The 14,653-nt window shown below is 67.9% G+C and carries 16 protein-coding genes and 2 pseudogenes; 7 read left to right on the forward strand and 11 right to left on the reverse strand.

The window, feature by feature from the left end:
- Positions 1-70: 70 nt before the first annotated feature.
- A pseudogene (locus I6U14_RS17270) lies at positions 71-430 on the forward strand (hypothetical protein); the annotation flags it as partial.
- A gap of 119 nt (positions 431-549) precedes the next feature.
- A pseudogene (locus I6U14_RS17275) lies at positions 550-948 on the forward strand (Rrf2 family transcriptional regulator); the annotation flags it as partial.
- A gap of 177 nt (positions 949-1,125) precedes the next feature.
- Here I6U14_RS17275 and I6U14_RS17280 read toward each other — a convergent pair.
- Positions 1,126-1,587, reverse strand: a complete 462-nt coding sequence (locus I6U14_RS17280) for a rhodanese-like domain-containing protein (RefSeq protein ID WP_296900991.1) — start codon at positions 1,585-1,587, stop codon at positions 1,126-1,128.
- Positions 1,588-1,654: 67 nt separating this feature from the next.
- Here I6U14_RS17280 and I6U14_RS17285 point away from each other — a divergent pair, with 67 nt between their 5' ends.
- The 3 genes from I6U14_RS17285 to yihA all read left to right on the forward strand — a co-directional run bounded on the left by I6U14_RS17285 (position 1,655) and on the right by yihA (position 3,889).
- Positions 1,655-2,707 (forward strand): lysophospholipid acyltransferase family protein, encoded by a 1,053-nt coding sequence (locus I6U14_RS17285; RefSeq protein ID WP_367115688.1) that lies wholly within the window; start codon positions 1,655-1,657, stop codon positions 2,705-2,707.
- A 96-nt stretch (positions 2,708-2,803) separates the two neighbouring features.
- Complete coding sequence (gene moaC, locus I6U14_RS17290; RefSeq protein ID WP_296900993.1) at positions 2,804-3,283, forward strand: cyclic pyranopterin monophosphate synthase MoaC; 480 nt, start codon at positions 2,804-2,806, stop codon at positions 3,281-3,283.
- Positions 3,284-3,289: 6 nt separating this feature from the next.
- Entirely contained in the window at positions 3,290-3,889 is a 600-nt protein-coding gene (gene yihA, locus I6U14_RS17295; protein ID WP_296900995.1) for a ribosome biogenesis GTP-binding protein YihA/YsxC, read from the forward strand.
- A 12-nt stretch (positions 3,890-3,901) separates the two neighbouring features.
- On the opposite strand, the gene I6U14_RS17300 is transcribed toward yihA, so the two are convergent.
- Entirely contained in the window at positions 3,902-4,480 is a 579-nt protein-coding gene (locus I6U14_RS17300; protein ID WP_296900998.1) for a DUF302 domain-containing protein, read from the reverse strand.
- Positions 4,481-4,534: 54 nt separating this feature from the next.
- A complete protein-coding gene (locus I6U14_RS17305) occupies positions 4,535-5,413 on the reverse strand; it encodes a hypothetical protein (protein ID WP_296901000.1) in 879 nt (292 codons plus the stop codon).
- Positions 5,414-5,817: 404 nt separating this feature from the next.
- Here I6U14_RS17305 and I6U14_RS17310 point away from each other — a divergent pair, with 404 nt between their 5' ends.
- Entirely contained in the window at positions 5,818-7,281 is a 1,464-nt protein-coding gene (locus tag I6U14_RS17310; RefSeq protein ID WP_296901023.1) for a phosphomannomutase, read from the forward strand.
- A 132-nt stretch (positions 7,282-7,413) separates the two neighbouring features.
- Here the strand turns inward: I6U14_RS17310 and I6U14_RS17315 are convergent, their stop codons facing one another.
- The 4 genes from I6U14_RS17315 to I6U14_RS17330 form a co-directional block, all read right to left on the reverse strand.
- Positions 7,414-7,947: a chemotaxis protein CheW gene (locus tag I6U14_RS17315; protein WP_296901002.1), complete on the reverse strand. Its 534-nt coding sequence runs from the start codon at positions 7,945-7,947 to the stop codon at positions 7,414-7,416.
- Between the two features lie 309 nt (positions 7,948-8,256).
- Positions 8,257-9,024, reverse strand: a complete 768-nt coding sequence (locus tag I6U14_RS17320; protein ID WP_296901004.1) for an ATP-binding protein — start codon at positions 9,022-9,024, stop codon at positions 8,257-8,259.
- Positions 9,025-9,419: 395 nt separating this feature from the next.
- The gene (locus I6U14_RS17325; protein ID WP_296901006.1) at positions 9,420-9,965 is read right to left on the reverse strand and encodes a metallophosphoesterase family protein; all 546 of its coding nucleotides are present in this window, start codon (positions 9,963-9,965) and stop codon (positions 9,420-9,422) included.
- A gap of 39 nt (positions 9,966-10,004) precedes the next feature.
- Positions 10,005-11,012 (reverse strand): zinc-dependent alcohol dehydrogenase family protein, encoded by a 1,008-nt coding sequence (locus I6U14_RS17330; protein ID WP_296901008.1) that lies wholly within the window; start codon positions 11,010-11,012, stop codon positions 10,005-10,007.
- Between the two features lie 130 nt (positions 11,013-11,142).
- Between I6U14_RS17330 and I6U14_RS17335 the strand changes: the two genes are divergently transcribed.
- Complete coding sequence (locus I6U14_RS17335; protein WP_296901010.1) at positions 11,143-11,778, forward strand: alpha/beta family hydrolase; 636 nt, start codon at positions 11,143-11,145, stop codon at positions 11,776-11,778.
- 207 nt (positions 11,779-11,985) lie between these two features.
- Here the strand turns inward: I6U14_RS17335 and I6U14_RS17340 are convergent, their stop codons facing one another.
- The 4 genes from I6U14_RS17340 to I6U14_RS17355 form a co-directional block, all read right to left on the reverse strand.
- Positions 11,986-12,714, reverse strand: a complete 729-nt coding sequence (locus I6U14_RS17340) for a hypothetical protein (RefSeq protein ID WP_296901012.1) — start codon at positions 12,712-12,714, stop codon at positions 11,986-11,988.
- A 178-nt stretch (positions 12,715-12,892) separates the two neighbouring features.
- The gene (locus I6U14_RS17345) at positions 12,893-13,264 is read right to left on the reverse strand and encodes an Mth938-like domain-containing protein (protein WP_296901014.1); all 372 of its coding nucleotides are present in this window, start codon (positions 13,262-13,264) and stop codon (positions 12,893-12,895) included.
- 88 nt (positions 13,265-13,352) lie between these two features.
- Entirely contained in the window at positions 13,353-13,928 is a 576-nt protein-coding gene (locus I6U14_RS17350; RefSeq protein WP_296901016.1) for a Uma2 family endonuclease, read from the reverse strand.
- Positions 13,929-14,063: 135 nt separating this feature from the next.
- Positions 14,064-14,653: phosphomethylpyrimidine synthase ThiC (locus I6U14_RS17355; protein ID WP_296901018.1), on the reverse strand; the 590-nt coding region annotated here is incomplete at its 5' end.

Consider the following 14,653-nt stretch of genomic DNA (forward strand, 5'->3'; position numbering starts at 1 on the left):
AAGCGGGCAGACGAGGGGCCCAGGTGTCTCGTGGGCTGGGAGATTTGTAAAAGGCACCGGGACGTGGGGTGGCGTGCCGGGGGGGGTAATCGAGCGGGCGAGGGACCCCGCGACGCTGCGCCGGGCCGACACAGCCAAGCGCATGGGCTTCGATGCCTACGGTGCCGTGCGCGATGCGCCGGACCCGGTGGCCAATGCCATCAACCGCATGCTGGATCACATCCACGTCATGGACCGCCGCATGGAGGCCATGTCACGGGCGCTCGAGGAGCACGGAATCACCCGCCACTTCGAGCACCTGAGCGATCTGGAGGGCTGCGGCATCGACCCGGCCATGCCGGATGCGCCGGCTGAGGATGCATCTGAACGTTCCGGCACTAGGCCTGCCGAGGCAGCCGCTGCCGTGGCGGCCGCGGACGACGGGCGTTGATCTGCAGATCGCGCTGGGAGTTGCGCCGAGTCACGAAGACAATGCCACAAGAAATTGATGGTCAAAGTCGGTTATCGTAGGATTCGCGCCACAAACCGAAGACCATCGGAGGATACGCTGTGCGTTTGACCACCAAGGGCCGCTATGCGGTCACTGCGGTTCTCGATCTGGCCATCAATGAAGGGCAGGGCCCCATTGCGCTCGCGGATATCGCCGAACGGCAGGGCATTTCGCTGTCGTACCTGGAGCAGCTCTTCGCCAAGCTGCGCAAATGCGGCGTGGTGTCGAGCGTGCGCGGGCCGGGTGGCGGCTATCACCTGGCGCGTGACCCCCGCACCATCCACGTCGCGGAGGTCATCACGGCTGTGGATGAGCACCTAGATACGACGCGTTGCGCGGGCGCCGGGGACTGCAAGGACGGCGGCCCCTGTCTCACGCATAACCTCTGGATGGACCTGAGCGAGCGTATTCACGGGTATCTCACGAACATCAGCCTGCAGGACCTCGTGGATCGTCGTCCGGAGCGGACGCGCGCGGGCGACGCCGCCGATCGGTCTGATGGGCGCCGGCAGCGGCTCAAGGTCGAGCTGGACCACACCCCTCGTCAGCCTGTGGCCGGCCTGCGCTCCTGAGCTTCAGGCCGTCGGTGCCGACGGCTTGGGACATGGCGGCTACCAAACAAGGGTCGCCGAGTCTCAACATTGCTCCCAGGGCAGCCCGTGGAAGCGCCAGCCGCCGAGGGTGCTGCGGTGGTGCTCTTCATCCAGCTCCCCTTCGAAGCCTTCGTCCACATGAAACACATTGCCGAGCCCTGCTGCCAACAGGGCCTTGCCTGCGTCCAGCGAGCGTTTGCCGCTGCGGCAGATGAGCACCACCGGCGAGCAGGGGCCTTCCGGTGCGCAGCTGACTCCGCCCAGCAGGAGCTTGCGGATTTCGGTGACGAAGTCCGGGTTAACGGTCCAGTCCGGCTCGTCGATCCAGGGCACGTGAACCGCTCCCTGCGGATGGCCTACGAACAGGTATTCCATGGTGGAGCGAATGTCCACGAGCACCGCCTGCGGGTTCTCGCGCAGCAGCGCGTAGGCGGCCTTGGGGCTCAGTGGCCTTGGCGTTTTCCCCTCGCCAGCCGGATCCATCTGGTTGTTGGTGTCGGTCATGGCGCCTCTCTCCAGCACAGGGCGGCCCACGGTGGCCGGCGTCGAGTCTAGCAGCGACGCAGATGTCATGACTCCCCGCGAGACGACGCCGCCGGCCGACGGAGGGCCGGCGGCAGACAACATCGACGTCGCAGTGCCTCGAGCCGATCCGCGGGCGCGGGCACGCGCGCATCAGGAGCCGTATCTGCAATGGCTCGTGCGGACCATGGCCGGCTTGCCGCTGGGGCTGTTGCACGCGCTGGGCACGCTCATCGGCTGGGTGATCGCGCACACGCCGAACCGTCAGCGGCGTAATGCGCTCATCAACCTCGCGATGTGTCGTCCAGGCCTGGGCACCCGCGAGCTGATTCGCCTGCGCAACCTTAGCCTCGTCTCCTTCGGCCGCACCTATTGCGAGATGGGGCGGCTCTGGCAGCGCCCGCCGGCGGAGGTGTTGGGCTTGATTCGGGAGGTGCGCGGCGGCGACTTGCTGCGCCGGGACGACGGCCGCGGGCTGATCGTGCTGTCGCCGCATCTCGGCGCTTGGGAGCTGGCCGGGCTCTACCTGGCGTCTCAGGGGCCCACCACCATCTTCTATAAGCCGCAGAAGCGCCTCGATGACCTCATTCTCGCGGCGCGTCGTCGCTCCGGTGCCCGACTCGCCCCGACGACGGCGCGTGGCATTCGTGCCTTGGTGCAAGGGCTCGCCGAGGGTGAGTATGCGGGTATCCTGCCGGATCAAGAGCCACGCGCGGACAAGGGCGCCGCCTTCGCTCCGCTGTTCGGCATCCCGGCCTGGACCATGGTGCTGGTGAACCGGCTTGCGCGAAAGAGCGGGGCGCGGGTCATTTTCATGTTTGCCGAGCGCCTGCCCCATGCGCGCGGCTACCGCATCCACTGCCTACCGGCGCCGGACGGCATCGACAGCGACGACGATGCCGCCGCTGCAGCGGCGCTGAATCGGGGCATCGAGCGCTGTATCGCTGTCTGCCCCGAGCAATACCTCTGGCCCTACCGGCGCTTCCGCCGCCGCCCGCCGGGGCAGCCGAAGGTCTACGAGGGCGGTCTGCGAGACTATGATGCCATCGAGCGCGGGCGGCGGCTCCTGCACGCAGCCCGTATGGCGATCAACGCCCCCTGAAGCCGGTTTGGGGATCGCGACGCCGTCAATCTGGTGGGGCTCGCGTTTGCCCACGGTTAGGGCGGCGTCATTCCGCCGTTAAGGAGACCCCAAAGCATGTCCGAGCTGACCCACTTCGACGCAGACGGCGCCGCCCGCATGGTGGACGTCGGTGGTAAGGACAGCACCCGGCGGCGGGCCGTCGCCGAGGGCGTGATCCGCATGCAACCCGAAACGCTTGAGCTGATCAAATCAGGTGGGCACGCCAAGGGCGACGTGCTCGGCGTCGCCCGTATCGCTGCCATCATGGCCGCCAAGCGCACCGCGGAGCTGGTGCCTCTGTGCCATCCGTTGCCCTTGTCGCGGGTGGACATCGGGCTTGCGCCGGCGCCCGACGAGTCTGGCGTGCACTGCACAGCGACGGTGGAGACCAAGGGGCCCACCGGCGTCGAAATGGAGGCGCTCTGTGCTGTACAGGTGGCGTTGCTCACCATTTATGACATGTGCAAGGCCGTGGACCGCGCCATGGTCATCGATGCAGTTGGGCTCCTGGAGAAGAGCGGTGGTCGCTCCGGGCATTGGCGGCGCGAGCCCTGAGCGTCCATGGACCCGCACTTTCAGCGCGCAGCGTTTCAGACAGCCGCCGCGTCCTGGGCCGGCACGCCACCGGATACGGGATGGGAGGTGGCCTTTGCGGGGCGCTCCAACGCCGGCAAGTCGAGCGCGATCAACCGCCTCTGCCACCAACGCGGCCTTGCCCGCACCAGCCGCACCCCCGGGCGCACCCAGCAGCTGGTGTTCTTTCGCCTCGACGACGAGCGGCGCCTGGTGGACTTGCCGGGCTATGGCTTCGCGAAGGTCTCGCAAGCCATCAAGGCCGGCTGGCAGGCGTTGATGGAGGACTATCTGCGCCGGCGCCAGTGCTTGCGCGGACTGGTGGTGGTGATGGATATCCGCCATCCCCTGACGGACATCGACCGACAGATGTTGGCTTGGGGCGCCGCGGCAGAGCTGCCCATGCTGGCGCTGCTCACCAAGGCGGACAAGCTCAAGCGCGGCGCCGTGCAGAGCCAGCTCGCAGGGGTGCGCCGGGAGCTTGCCGACCAAGATGTGGCCGTGGAGGGGTTCTCCGCCGCGAGCGGGCTTGGTGTGGATGCGGTGCAGGTGCGGCTTTCACAGTGGCTGGAACTGCCGCCCCGATAAATCGATGTTCCCTTAGAACTCCCCAGCCGCCGCCCCGCGCATGATGGTGCGGATGGTGTCGCGCACCCGGATGGCCTCGGTCTTGAGCTCGGGCGGCAGTGGCTCGCCGCCATAGATCATGAGGTCCAGGTTCATGGAATACAGGGCAAGATCGCCGTTCTTGTCCTCCACCAGTGCGATGCGGCAGGGCATGAAGCCGCTGTAGTGGTCTCGGTATTCCAGCATCATCTTCCCCACCTGGGCGTCGCAGAAGGAGAGGAAGTTGACATAGCGATAGTCCTCGCCGGTGATGGCCTCCACTTGCTGATAGAAGGGTGATTCTCCGACGAAGAGCAGCTGATTCGTTGTCGCAAGGCTCTTGAGGGACGTGATGACGTCATCGGCACTGAGCCCGTCCTCCACCGGCTCCGACCACATCATGGCGACCCCCGGGTCACCCGTCTCCAGCAGGCGCGCGGCGAACTCCCCGTAGGCTTGCGGAAACGCCGGGTCGAATCTCGCGAGCCGGGGGCCAAGCGTCAGGGCGCCGACCAAAAGCGTCACGATGGCGAGCAGACCGACGACGGCCAGCAGGTTGCGGATGAGGTTCATGGCGTGGTGCTGCCGCGCCCGCCGGTGGTGGCGAGCGCGGCGCCTTGGCAACGGTCAGCCGGCGGGCTGTTCCGGTGCAGGCTCAGCGGGCGCCGGGGCGTTGGCATCGCCGGCGGGTGCGGGCTCGCTCGGTGCCTCACCGCCCGGCATCATGGGCATCATGCTGGGACCCATAGCGCCAGGGCCCATGCCGGGACCCATGCCATAGCCGGGCATCATGCCCCGGCCGCAGGGGCGCCCACCCTTCGGGCAGTTCGTGCCCGGTCCGCCCGTTTGCGGGCCCCACATGGGTCCGCCCATGGGGCGCGCCGGCGCCTCGGCCGCGCGACCGCCAAACAACGCGGCAATGGCTTCCTTTTGCTCGTCCGTCATGGCCTCGATGGTCGCTCGGTATTGATCATACTTCTCCAGCATTTCCTTGCGCCGTTGCTCGGCGGCCTCCCAAGGCGGGGTCTCCGGGAGCTCACGGCCCATCGCCGCGGCGCGTTCGCGCATAGCTTCCCAGCGCTCCTGGCGCATGGCCTCGAACTCCTCACGGTTCATGGGCTTGCGCTCGGGCATCGGTTGCGCCATAGCCTCGGGCATCGCCGGCGGCTCCATACCCGCAGGCGGCTCGAACAGACCGGATTGTGCCCAAGGCGGTGTCTCCGGGAGCTCGAGGCCCACTTCCGCGGCACGCTTGCGCAACTCCTCGTAACGCTTGTCGCGCTCTGCCGTGGCCGCCTCCATACGTTTATCCATCTCGGCTCGGGCCTGTTCCGGCGACGGTGCCGCGGGCGCTTGCACTGGAGCCGCGGGCGCTTGTGTGGGTGCGGCCGATTGGGCCGGCTGCTGCGCCGCGGGCGCGGCATCGCTCTGCGCGAGCACGGGCGTCAGGGCCAGTCCAAGCACGGCAGCGGAAGCGCCGAGCAGGAGACGTTTGCTGTCGATCATGCGGATCGCTCCTTTGTCAGTGGTCTCGGTGTGGTGGCCGCACCTCAAGACGTGCGGCAGCCTCGATGAGGCAGCCGCCGGCCTGTGGATAGGCCGGCGACGGTCGACGCGGACGATAGCACGGTTGCAGAGGGGAAAAAATGCCGCCGGGGCAGGCTGCGCAGGGCTCGGCCGCGCCGACGGCTGCTGCTACCGCCGCTGTGGCGAGCTTTTCCACTTGGCCACCGCCGGATGTCAAGCGCCTTGCAGGCAGATTTGCCCTCAGGTTGCGCTTGTGCGGTTGCCGGCGCGCCCACGGCCGCTGCCGTCCGTCTTCGCTGTCGGTATTGGTAAGATGCAGACATTAAGCATTGCCGGAAGACGCAATTCTACGGGACGACGCCGTGCTCAAGATCGACGACCTGATGGCCGAAAGCGGTGTCAAGTTTGGCACCAGCGGCGCCCGCGGACGGGTGGTGGATATGACCGACCGCGTGTGCTTCGCCTACACCCTGGGCTTTCTTCAGTACCTGCGCGGGGCCGGGCGCCTCACCGCGACCGGGGATGTCGGTCTCGCCGGAGACTATCGCCCGAGCAGCGGCCGCATTATGGCGGCCTGCGCCGCCGCGGTGCGTGCTGCGGGGTTCAGGCCGCGCAACTTCGGCCGCATTCCGACGCCGGCTCTCGCCGCCTACGGTATCGCACGCGGCATGCCGACCCTGATGGTGACCGGGTCGCACATCCCCGATGACCGCAATGGCATCAAGTTCAACCTGCCGACGGGGGAGATTCTGAAGGAGGACGAGGCCGGAATCCGTGCCCAAACGGTGGACCTGCCGGCGGGGGAGTTTGCCGCCGACGGCAGCCTGCGCTCGGCGACGGCCCTGGCGCCGGCAGAATCCGCCGCGCTGGAGGGCTATGTCTCCCGCTACCTCGCTTTCTTTCCTCGCACCTGGCTCGCCGGGTTGCGGGTGGGGCTCTACGAGCACTCCAGTGTTGCGCGTGATGCCTTCCAGGCGGTGTTGGCGGGGCTTGGCGCCACGGTGACGCGGCTCGGCCGCGCCGATAGGTTCATACCAGTGGATACGGAGGCCATCCGCCCGGAAGACGTCACGCTGGCCGAGCAATGGTGCGCCGACGGCGAGTTCGATGCCCTCGTCTCTGCCGACGGCGACGGCGACCGGCCGCTCGTCGCAGACGCCGCGGGCCGCTGGCTGCGGGGGGACATCGCCGGCATCCTCTGCGCCCGTGAGCTGCGGGCCGCCGGCGTGGTGACGCCGATAAGCTCCAACACGGCTGTGGAGCGCTGCGGCTGGTTCAGCGAGGTGCTGCGCACCCGCATCGGCTCGCCCTATGTGATCGCCGGCATGCGGACGCTGCGCGAGCGCGGCGTCGCGCCCGTAGTGGGCTATGAGGCCAACGGCGGCTTCCTCATCGAAACGGATATCGCTCGAGACGGGCGGCGGCTGCCGGCATTGCCGACCCGCGATGCGATCATCGTCGCCGTGGCCGTCCTCGGCGCCGCGCGCCGCCGCGGCGTGCCGCTCGCGGCGCTAACCGAGGAGTTGCCAGCGCGTTTCACCTACAGCGACCGTATCAAGGACTTCCCGACTGAGCTCAGCGCCGGGCGGCTCGCGGTCTTTGCCACCGGCGATGCTGCGGCCGATCGTACGGCCGCAGGTGCCGTATTCGGCCCGGCCTTCGGTGATGTGGCCGCCGTGGACCACACGGACGGCGTCCGGATCACCTTCGCCAATGGCGATATTGCGCATTTGCGCCCCTCGGGCAACGCGCCGGAGCTGCGTGCCTACACCGAGGCGGACAGCGCCGACCGCGCCCGGGACATGAACCGCTTGTGCATGGACATTTTGCAAGGGTGGCGGAGCTGAGCCCCGCCTATGACGCGGCAGCGGGTCCGTACAGAGAAACCGCTTCTGCGGCGAAGCATGCCGTGAAGGCCGCCTACCAGCTGGTAGCCAAACGCATCTTCGCCCGTCGGCACGAGGCCCATTATCGGGTCCTTACCAATGTTGCGCCGGGGTCGGCGCTGGCGGCCTGGGCGGCGGCGCACCGGCGAAGTCGCCGTAGCGGCGGGCGCGCTGCTCCAAACGGTTCAGCGAGTGAGTAGAAAGGCCGCGCTCGAAGCGGGCGAGGCGTCGCTCCGCATCCGGGCGGGCGGCGTTCTCGGCGACCGTGAGCCGCACTCGGTGGAGCTCGATGGCATCTGGACGAGGGGACCCGGCGCTTCCAGCCCGGAAGGGCTCGATGCAGAGCGGGCGCGGACTGTGCAGCCCCATCGGGAAGCCGCCCGCGAGCACCACCAGCACCAAGTCCGAGACGGCCGCCAGCGGCGCCGATTCGCCGCAGAGCACACCGAGGCTCACCACGGGCACCAGCTCACCGCGCAGGTCGAAGGCCCCGAGCACGCAGGGCGCGGTCTGCTCCAGTGGCGTCAGCCGGGGTAGGCCGAGACAGGTGTCGATCGCGTCGGCCACGACCACGCGCACACCGCGCGCGGTGCGTACGAGGACGCGATAACTCCGCCGCATGCACATCTGTTCGCTCCACTGGCAGACGCCATGATGCCGTCGGCCGGTTGCCGCCCGGCCGGTGCCCAAAGGGCTGTGCCCGCGTCGCTCTTCGGCTCCACATCCGCACGTGAGAGACCGCTGACATCGCGGGTCCTTTGCCCGTCGCCGCCACATGTCGGTGCCCTGTGGCGCACCGCACGGCGGGCCAATGACAGCTGGTCGCAACGCCGGTGTGCGCCCGTGATGTTCTAAGCCTAGTCCAAACGGAGCAACCCGGCGGGCAAGATGCCCGTCTGTCGGCTGGTTGATGCGAGGATGAGCGATGAGCGCCGCTCAGGGCAGGTCGCCCTCGCGCAGCAGGGGCTGCATGGCGTGGAGCATGCTCTGGAAGACCTGCGGGTTTTCGGCTTCTTCCGCGGCCAGCAGGCGCTTCATGCGCTCGCGCTCGGTGGGCATGTCGAAGCAGGCAGGGCAACTGTCGGGCACCACGGGCAGGCCGCCGGACTTGGCGAAAGCCGCGGTCTGGCGCTCGCGGGCATAGACCAGTGGCCGGATGATGCGCAGATCGCCTACATCGTTGCGGTAGTGGGCCTTCATGGTGCGCAACTGCCCGCCTCGGAATAAGGACATGAGCAGGCTTTCGGCGAGATCATCCAGGTGCTGCGCAAGCGCCAGCACGTTGTAGCCGTGCTCGCGGCACAACCGGTACATGATGCCGCGCTTCATACGGGCGCAGTAGGCACAGAAGGAGTCGCCGTCCATACGCGCCCGGGCCTCGTCCAGGATGGGCTGGGCCTCAAGGATCCAGCGTATTCCCAATGCATCCATGTGCACCGCGAGTCGTGCGGGCTCGAACCCTGGTACTTGTGGGTCCACGGTGACCGCGGCGAGCTCAAAGCGCACTGGTGCATAGGTCTGCAGGTGCTTGAGAATCACCAACAGCGACAGGGAGTCCTTGCCGCCAGAGACGCCGAGCAGGATGCGGTCGCCGTCGCGGATCATGTCGTGCTCGGCGATGGCGCGGCCTACCGCGCGCAGTAGCGACTTTGGCGGCTTGGGTGCCCTGACTCGGGCGCCGGAAAGGTCTCGGTGCGTGGTCATCCAGTCCCAGTGTAGCGGGCAGTCCCGAGGCACCGCCAGCGACGCAGGCCTGGGTTGCTGGCGCCTCTCCGTTGCGGGGCCGGTCGAGGCTGTAGTCGTGCGTGTCTGCGGGTCCACACCGGGGTCGGCCTACAGGCCGACCTGCCAGGTGGCTGTGGCAAGCCCATCGCCGGCCCTGCAAAAGCAAAGGCCGACGTCAAAGCGCCGGCCGATTTGCTGTCCGGGGGTAGCGCCCCGGGCTGCGCACGCCCCTGGTGGGGGCGGGTTGGCTCACCTGATGTGAGTTCTGATTGACCTTTAGCGTAGACCAGATTTCGGCGCTTGTAGCCCGTGGACGCAGCGGCGCGCAGCTTTCCGACGAACGGTCCTTTGGCCGCAGGCGAGCGCCCGGAGTTTCAGCGCGCCGGTGCGCGGCGCCGGTGCGCACTGCCGGCGGCGGCTGGACACCGGTGCACTGCCAGTGACCAGCCACCGTGTCTCCACCGCCGGACAATGCAGGATGACCGCCCCAAGGTGAGCACAGCCCAGGCGGCGCCCGGGTTCGTCACCCAGGGCTCCGTATCCCGGTCCGCCACCAGCCGGTGGCTGTGCCCATAGACGATGGCACGTGCCTCGGGGAAGCGACGCCGCAGCTTTGCATGCCGGTCCTTCGCCGGTGTACGGTGACCGTGCACCACCACCAGGCGCCCCCCGGGCAGGTCCTCCGTCAGCTCCAAGGGCAGCGTGTCCAGCAGGTGCTGATCCGCTGCTGGCCATTTGTGCGGTACGTCGTTGTTGCCGAGAACCGCGGCCACCCGCCCAGTGCGCGGCTGCAGCGCGGCGAGCACGCCGGCGTTGCCGATGTCGCCGCCGTGGACGGCAAGGTCACAGTCGGCCACCAGCGCGGCGACCCGCGGGTCGAGCACGCCGTGGGTGTCGGAGAGGATGGCAACGGTCACCATGGTCGGCTCAGGCTCGGCGGCCAACGGGCGGGCAATGCATCACCCCGTCGTCCCCGGCATGGTGAGCACCAGCTTGCCCTGCATGCCGCCGGCCTCCAGCCGTCGGTGGGCATCCGCGGCGCGGGCGAGCGGGTAGGTGCCTGCCACTTCGATGTGCAGCTCGCCCGCATCGCAGAGCTCGCCGCAGCGGCGCAGGATCTCGCCCTGGTGGGCGAGCGCCTCGGGCATCTGCTTGATCTGGGGCGTGAGCATGAGCTCCAGCGAGATGCGCAGGTTGCGCTTGCGCGCCTCGGTCAAGCTTGCCGGGCTGGGGTCGAGGATGCTGACGAGATCGCCGTAGACCGCCATGACCTCGATGCTGCGGGCGAAGACCGCGGGCCCTACGGTGTCGAAACAGATGTCCACCCCGCGGCCGAGGCTCCAGTCCGCGATGGCGCCGACGAGATCCTCGCGCGGATAGTCGATGGTGAGCTCGGCGCCGAGCCGGTGGGCGAAGTCGGCCTTCTCGGCGCTGCTCACGGTGGTGGCCACCCGGGCGCCGGCGATACGGGCGAGCTGGATGGCCACATGGCCGACGCCACCGGCACCCGCGTGGATCAGCACCCGGTCATCGGCTGCGATCCGGGCGCGGTCGTGCAGCGACTCCCACGCCGTGATGAGCACCAAGGGCGCCGCTGCGGCTTGCTCGAAGCTGAGCGACGCCGGCTTTGGCTGTGCGATGGATTCGTCGACGACGGCATATTCGGCATAGTTGCCATCCGGTCCGCCGAGGCCGCCATGGCAGTACCACACGGCATCGCCGGGCTTGAATCGCGTGACGGCGTCGCCCACGGCCTCCACGACGCCGGCACCGTCGCAGCCGAGCACGGCCGTGAGGGTCTCGGGGAGCATGGGCCCTTTGGCGCGGATCTTGGTGTCCACCGGGTTGACACCGGCGGCGTACAAGCGCACCAAGACGTCCGTGGGGCTTGCAAGCTCCGGCATCGGCAGCTCGGTTTCGGTGAGCACCTCCGGGCCGCCGGGTTGGCGCATGAGCATGGCCAGCATGGTCTTGGCTCCTCCATTGTGGCGCTGAAAACGGCATCATGGGCCTGCGTTGGGAGAGGCTCAAGACCGGTGCGGCGTCGCGCAAAGGTCGGGTAGCACCCACTGTGCGCCCCTGAAGCGAGGCATCGACATGACCGATCCGCTTAAACGAGCGCTGATCGACGGACCCGAGGACGCCTCCTGCGTGCTGGTGCTGGCGCACGGCGCTGGCCAGCCGCCGGATGCCGAGTTTATGGCGCATGTCGCCAGCGGCATTGCGGCCGGCGGCGTGCGCGTGGTGCGGCCTTGGTTTCCGTACATGGCGAGGATGGCTGCCGATGGGCGCAGACGCCCGCCGGACAGTGAGCAGAAGCGCCTCGCCGCACTGCGGGAAGTTATCGACGCAGAGCGCCGCGCCGGCGGGCTGCTCGTCGTTGGCGGCAAGTCCATGGGCGGTCGCATGGCGGCGATGCTTGCGGACGATGTGCAGGCCGCCGGGCTCCTCTGCCTGGGCTATCCGTTCCACCCGCCGGGCAAACCGGAGCGTGCTCGCCTGGCAGCGCTCGCGGCGCTGCGGACGCCAACGCTCATCTGTCAGGGGGAGCGGGACCCCTTCGGCAACCGCGATGAGGTCGCGTCCTATGGGTTGAGTCCGCTGGCTCGGCTGGCCTGGATCCCGGACGGTGAGCACAGCTTCAAGCCGCGCAAAAGGTCCGGGCGGACCTGGGCGCAGAATTTGGATACGGCGGTGGATGCAGCCCTCCACTTTCTGCGCGGACTCGGGTAAGCGCACGCGGGATGAGCCGCGGGCCTTCGGCGTCGATGCGGTTCGCTCAACGCGGAGTATTGGTGTGGCCAATAGCGCAGATCCTTGATGCAAATCGAGTCGGCGACGAGCCCGTGATGAGCCTGGATGGCGTGCGCATGCGCTGAGGTGGCGTCCGAAGCTGGATGCGCCCTAGAAGAGCAAGCAAAGGCTGGCCGGATTCAGGACTCAGTCGGCGCCCGCCGTTGGCAGGTCAGCCGGCGTCTGCGCCGGCGATGCCGCTCCGGTGGGTGCGGGTGCGGGCAGTGGTGCCACGGCCCGATCGAATTCGGCTGGATTGAGATACTGGATCACCACGCCGCCGTCGGCGTCACGGGCGATGTCCATGCCCTGTTCGGGATAGAGCCAGTGCACGACGCCGCTTGTTTCGGTGCGCTTCTCGGCGGGCTCGCCGAAGTTGCCGGCGATGTCCCGCGGCTCCAGGCTCTTCCAGGGTAGATAGGTCAGGATACGGATGGGCGCGGTGGCGAGGCGCTCGACGTCCGTCGGGTCCAACTTCACCTTGCGGCTGCCGCTGCCGGTCTTGCTGATGCGAAGGCCGCGCTCGTACATCCCCGTCAGCTCGTCCTCCGGTACGTCCAGTGTCAGGATCCAGTCTGCTTTGAGGTTGCTGAGGAGGATGTTGTCGAAGTAGACCTCCACCGTCCGGGTGCCGTCCGGATTCTGGAACAGGTTGATCTTGCCCTCTTCGCCGAGCAGTGCCCGCGCATCGGCGAGGGTGCTGTCGCCGATGCTGAGGTCGAATACCCGCGTGTTGCCCGCGGCGTCCCGGCTCACGTCCCAGGGGTAGAGCCGGAGCCCCGCGCGCTCGTCCGGAAGGATGGACAGGAGCAGCATGATGCCGATGAAGAGCATGGCCGCTGCGGCCAGCGTGGAGAGGATGATTTTGCGGTCCATGATCTTGAGGTGCGAGGTGCGAGGTGCGAGGTGCGAGGTGCGAGGTGCGAGGTGCCCCGAGTGTCTCGATTGGCGAGCGCTGTGCCGCAGCCTTCGCTCTTGAGGCTCGCGCCACCGCTCCGCGGCGTCAGGGGATGCCGGGCGCTCTGCACACCGAGAGACGTCGTGCGCGGAGGTATCAGTCGAGCATCAAGGCCGCGACCACGTCACGCCCTTCGCTGACCAGGATGTTGTAGGTCCGGCAGGCGGCGCCGGTGTCCATGACTTCGACTCCGATGCCGCGCTCCAACAGGGCAAAGTGCACCTCCGGCCTCGGGAAGCGCTGACGGGAGCCGGTGCCGAGGATCAGCACCTGCGTCGCTTCGCCGAGCACCGCCTCCAAGTGGTCGGCGGTCAGGGAGTCCAAGTCGTCCGGACACCAGTCGAGCGCCACCTGCGCCGCTGACACGGCGATGCTTCGGGCGTAATCGCGGCCGTTGACGCGCACTCGGCCCTCACCGTAGGCCTCGATGACGTTGGCGCCCTGGTCTTCGATCTCTGCGAATTTCATGCTCAGCGCTCGGCGGCGGGTGGGAATGTCATCGGCGTGCAGCAGCCGCCTCGGCAAGAGCTGGCCCCAGCGCGCGCGAACACAATGGTCAATGCAGGTGCCGCAGATCCAGCGTACAGCCCGGGAGCCCTGGGATCTGGATGTCGCACTGCCCATGGATCGCGTCCGCGCGGCGGTAGCCCTCTGCGTCTGGCTCGCGGCAGCGCAGCACCGTGCCGGCATTGGCGTCCACCAGCCAGGCTTCGGTGATGCCGCAGGCGGCATAGCGGGCGAGCTTCACGTCTCGGTCCAGCGGCAGGCTGCTGTCCCCCACCACGATCAGCAGTAGGATGTCGGCCGGTTTCGGATGTCGTGTCCGGTGTTTCGCGAGCGGCGGTGTGACGACCGCCAGGTCCGGCTCCGGCTCGTCGTACGGACCGAGCCGCACCGGGAGTTGCACTCGCACCACCGCTGCTTCGCCCACGGCGCGGATCAGGCGATTCTGGAGCTCGGTGACCATGGACGCATGGGGCGGCCCGATGGGCGGTATTTCCATCACCTCCCCGTCGATCAGCTCCACGCGCGCATCGGGCGACAGGATGCCGGCGTCCGCCATGCGGTAGTAGTCGTCCACCGTGTAGCGGTGGCGATGGCGCAGCATCAGGTCCTGAGCGGTGGCGGCCATGGTGAGTTGCCCCCTTGCGTGAATTCACACCGGTTGGTTGCTTGCGGATAGGGCGTTTCGCAGCGATCCACGCGCGAGTCTAGCCGATGTGAGCGCGTCCCTGCGTGCGTAAAGGGGAGTCTCAGGAGGTTTTCGTCAAACCTCTTTGTAGATCCGCACCCCGTCCCGGACGAACTCTTCCGCCTTCTCCTGCATACCCACCTCAATGGCCTGCTCGGCGTTCTCCAGCTGGCGCGCCCGTGCATAGTCACGCACGTCCTGGGTGATCTTCATGGAGCAGAAGTGCGGGCCGCACATGGAGCAGAAGTGGGCGACCTTGTGCGACTGGTGCGGCAGGGTCTGGTCGTGGAATTCGCGGGCGCGGTCCGGGTCCAGGGACAGATTGAACTGATCCTCCCAGCGGAACTCGAACCGCGCCTTGCTGAGCGCGTTATCGCGGATCTGAGCGCCAGGTAGGCCCTTTGCCAGGTCGGCGCCGTGAGCAGCGATCTTGTACGTAACGATGCCGTCGCGCACGTCCTGTTTGTTCGGCAGACCGAGGTGCTCCTTCGGCGTCACGTAGCACAGCATGGCGGTGCCGTACCAGCCGATGTTGGCGGCACCGATGCCGGAGGTGATGTGGTCATACGCAGGTGCGATGTCTGTGATCAGCGGGCCTAGTGTATAGAACGGCGCCTCGAAGCAGTCCTTGAGCTCCTTGGTGACGTTCTCCTCGATCATCTGCA

The sequence above is a fragment of the Thiohalocapsa sp. genome (genome assembly GCF_019695415.1).
In the GTDB taxonomy this organism is placed as follows: Bacteria; Pseudomonadota; Gammaproteobacteria; order Chromatiales; family Chromatiaceae; genus Thiohalocapsa.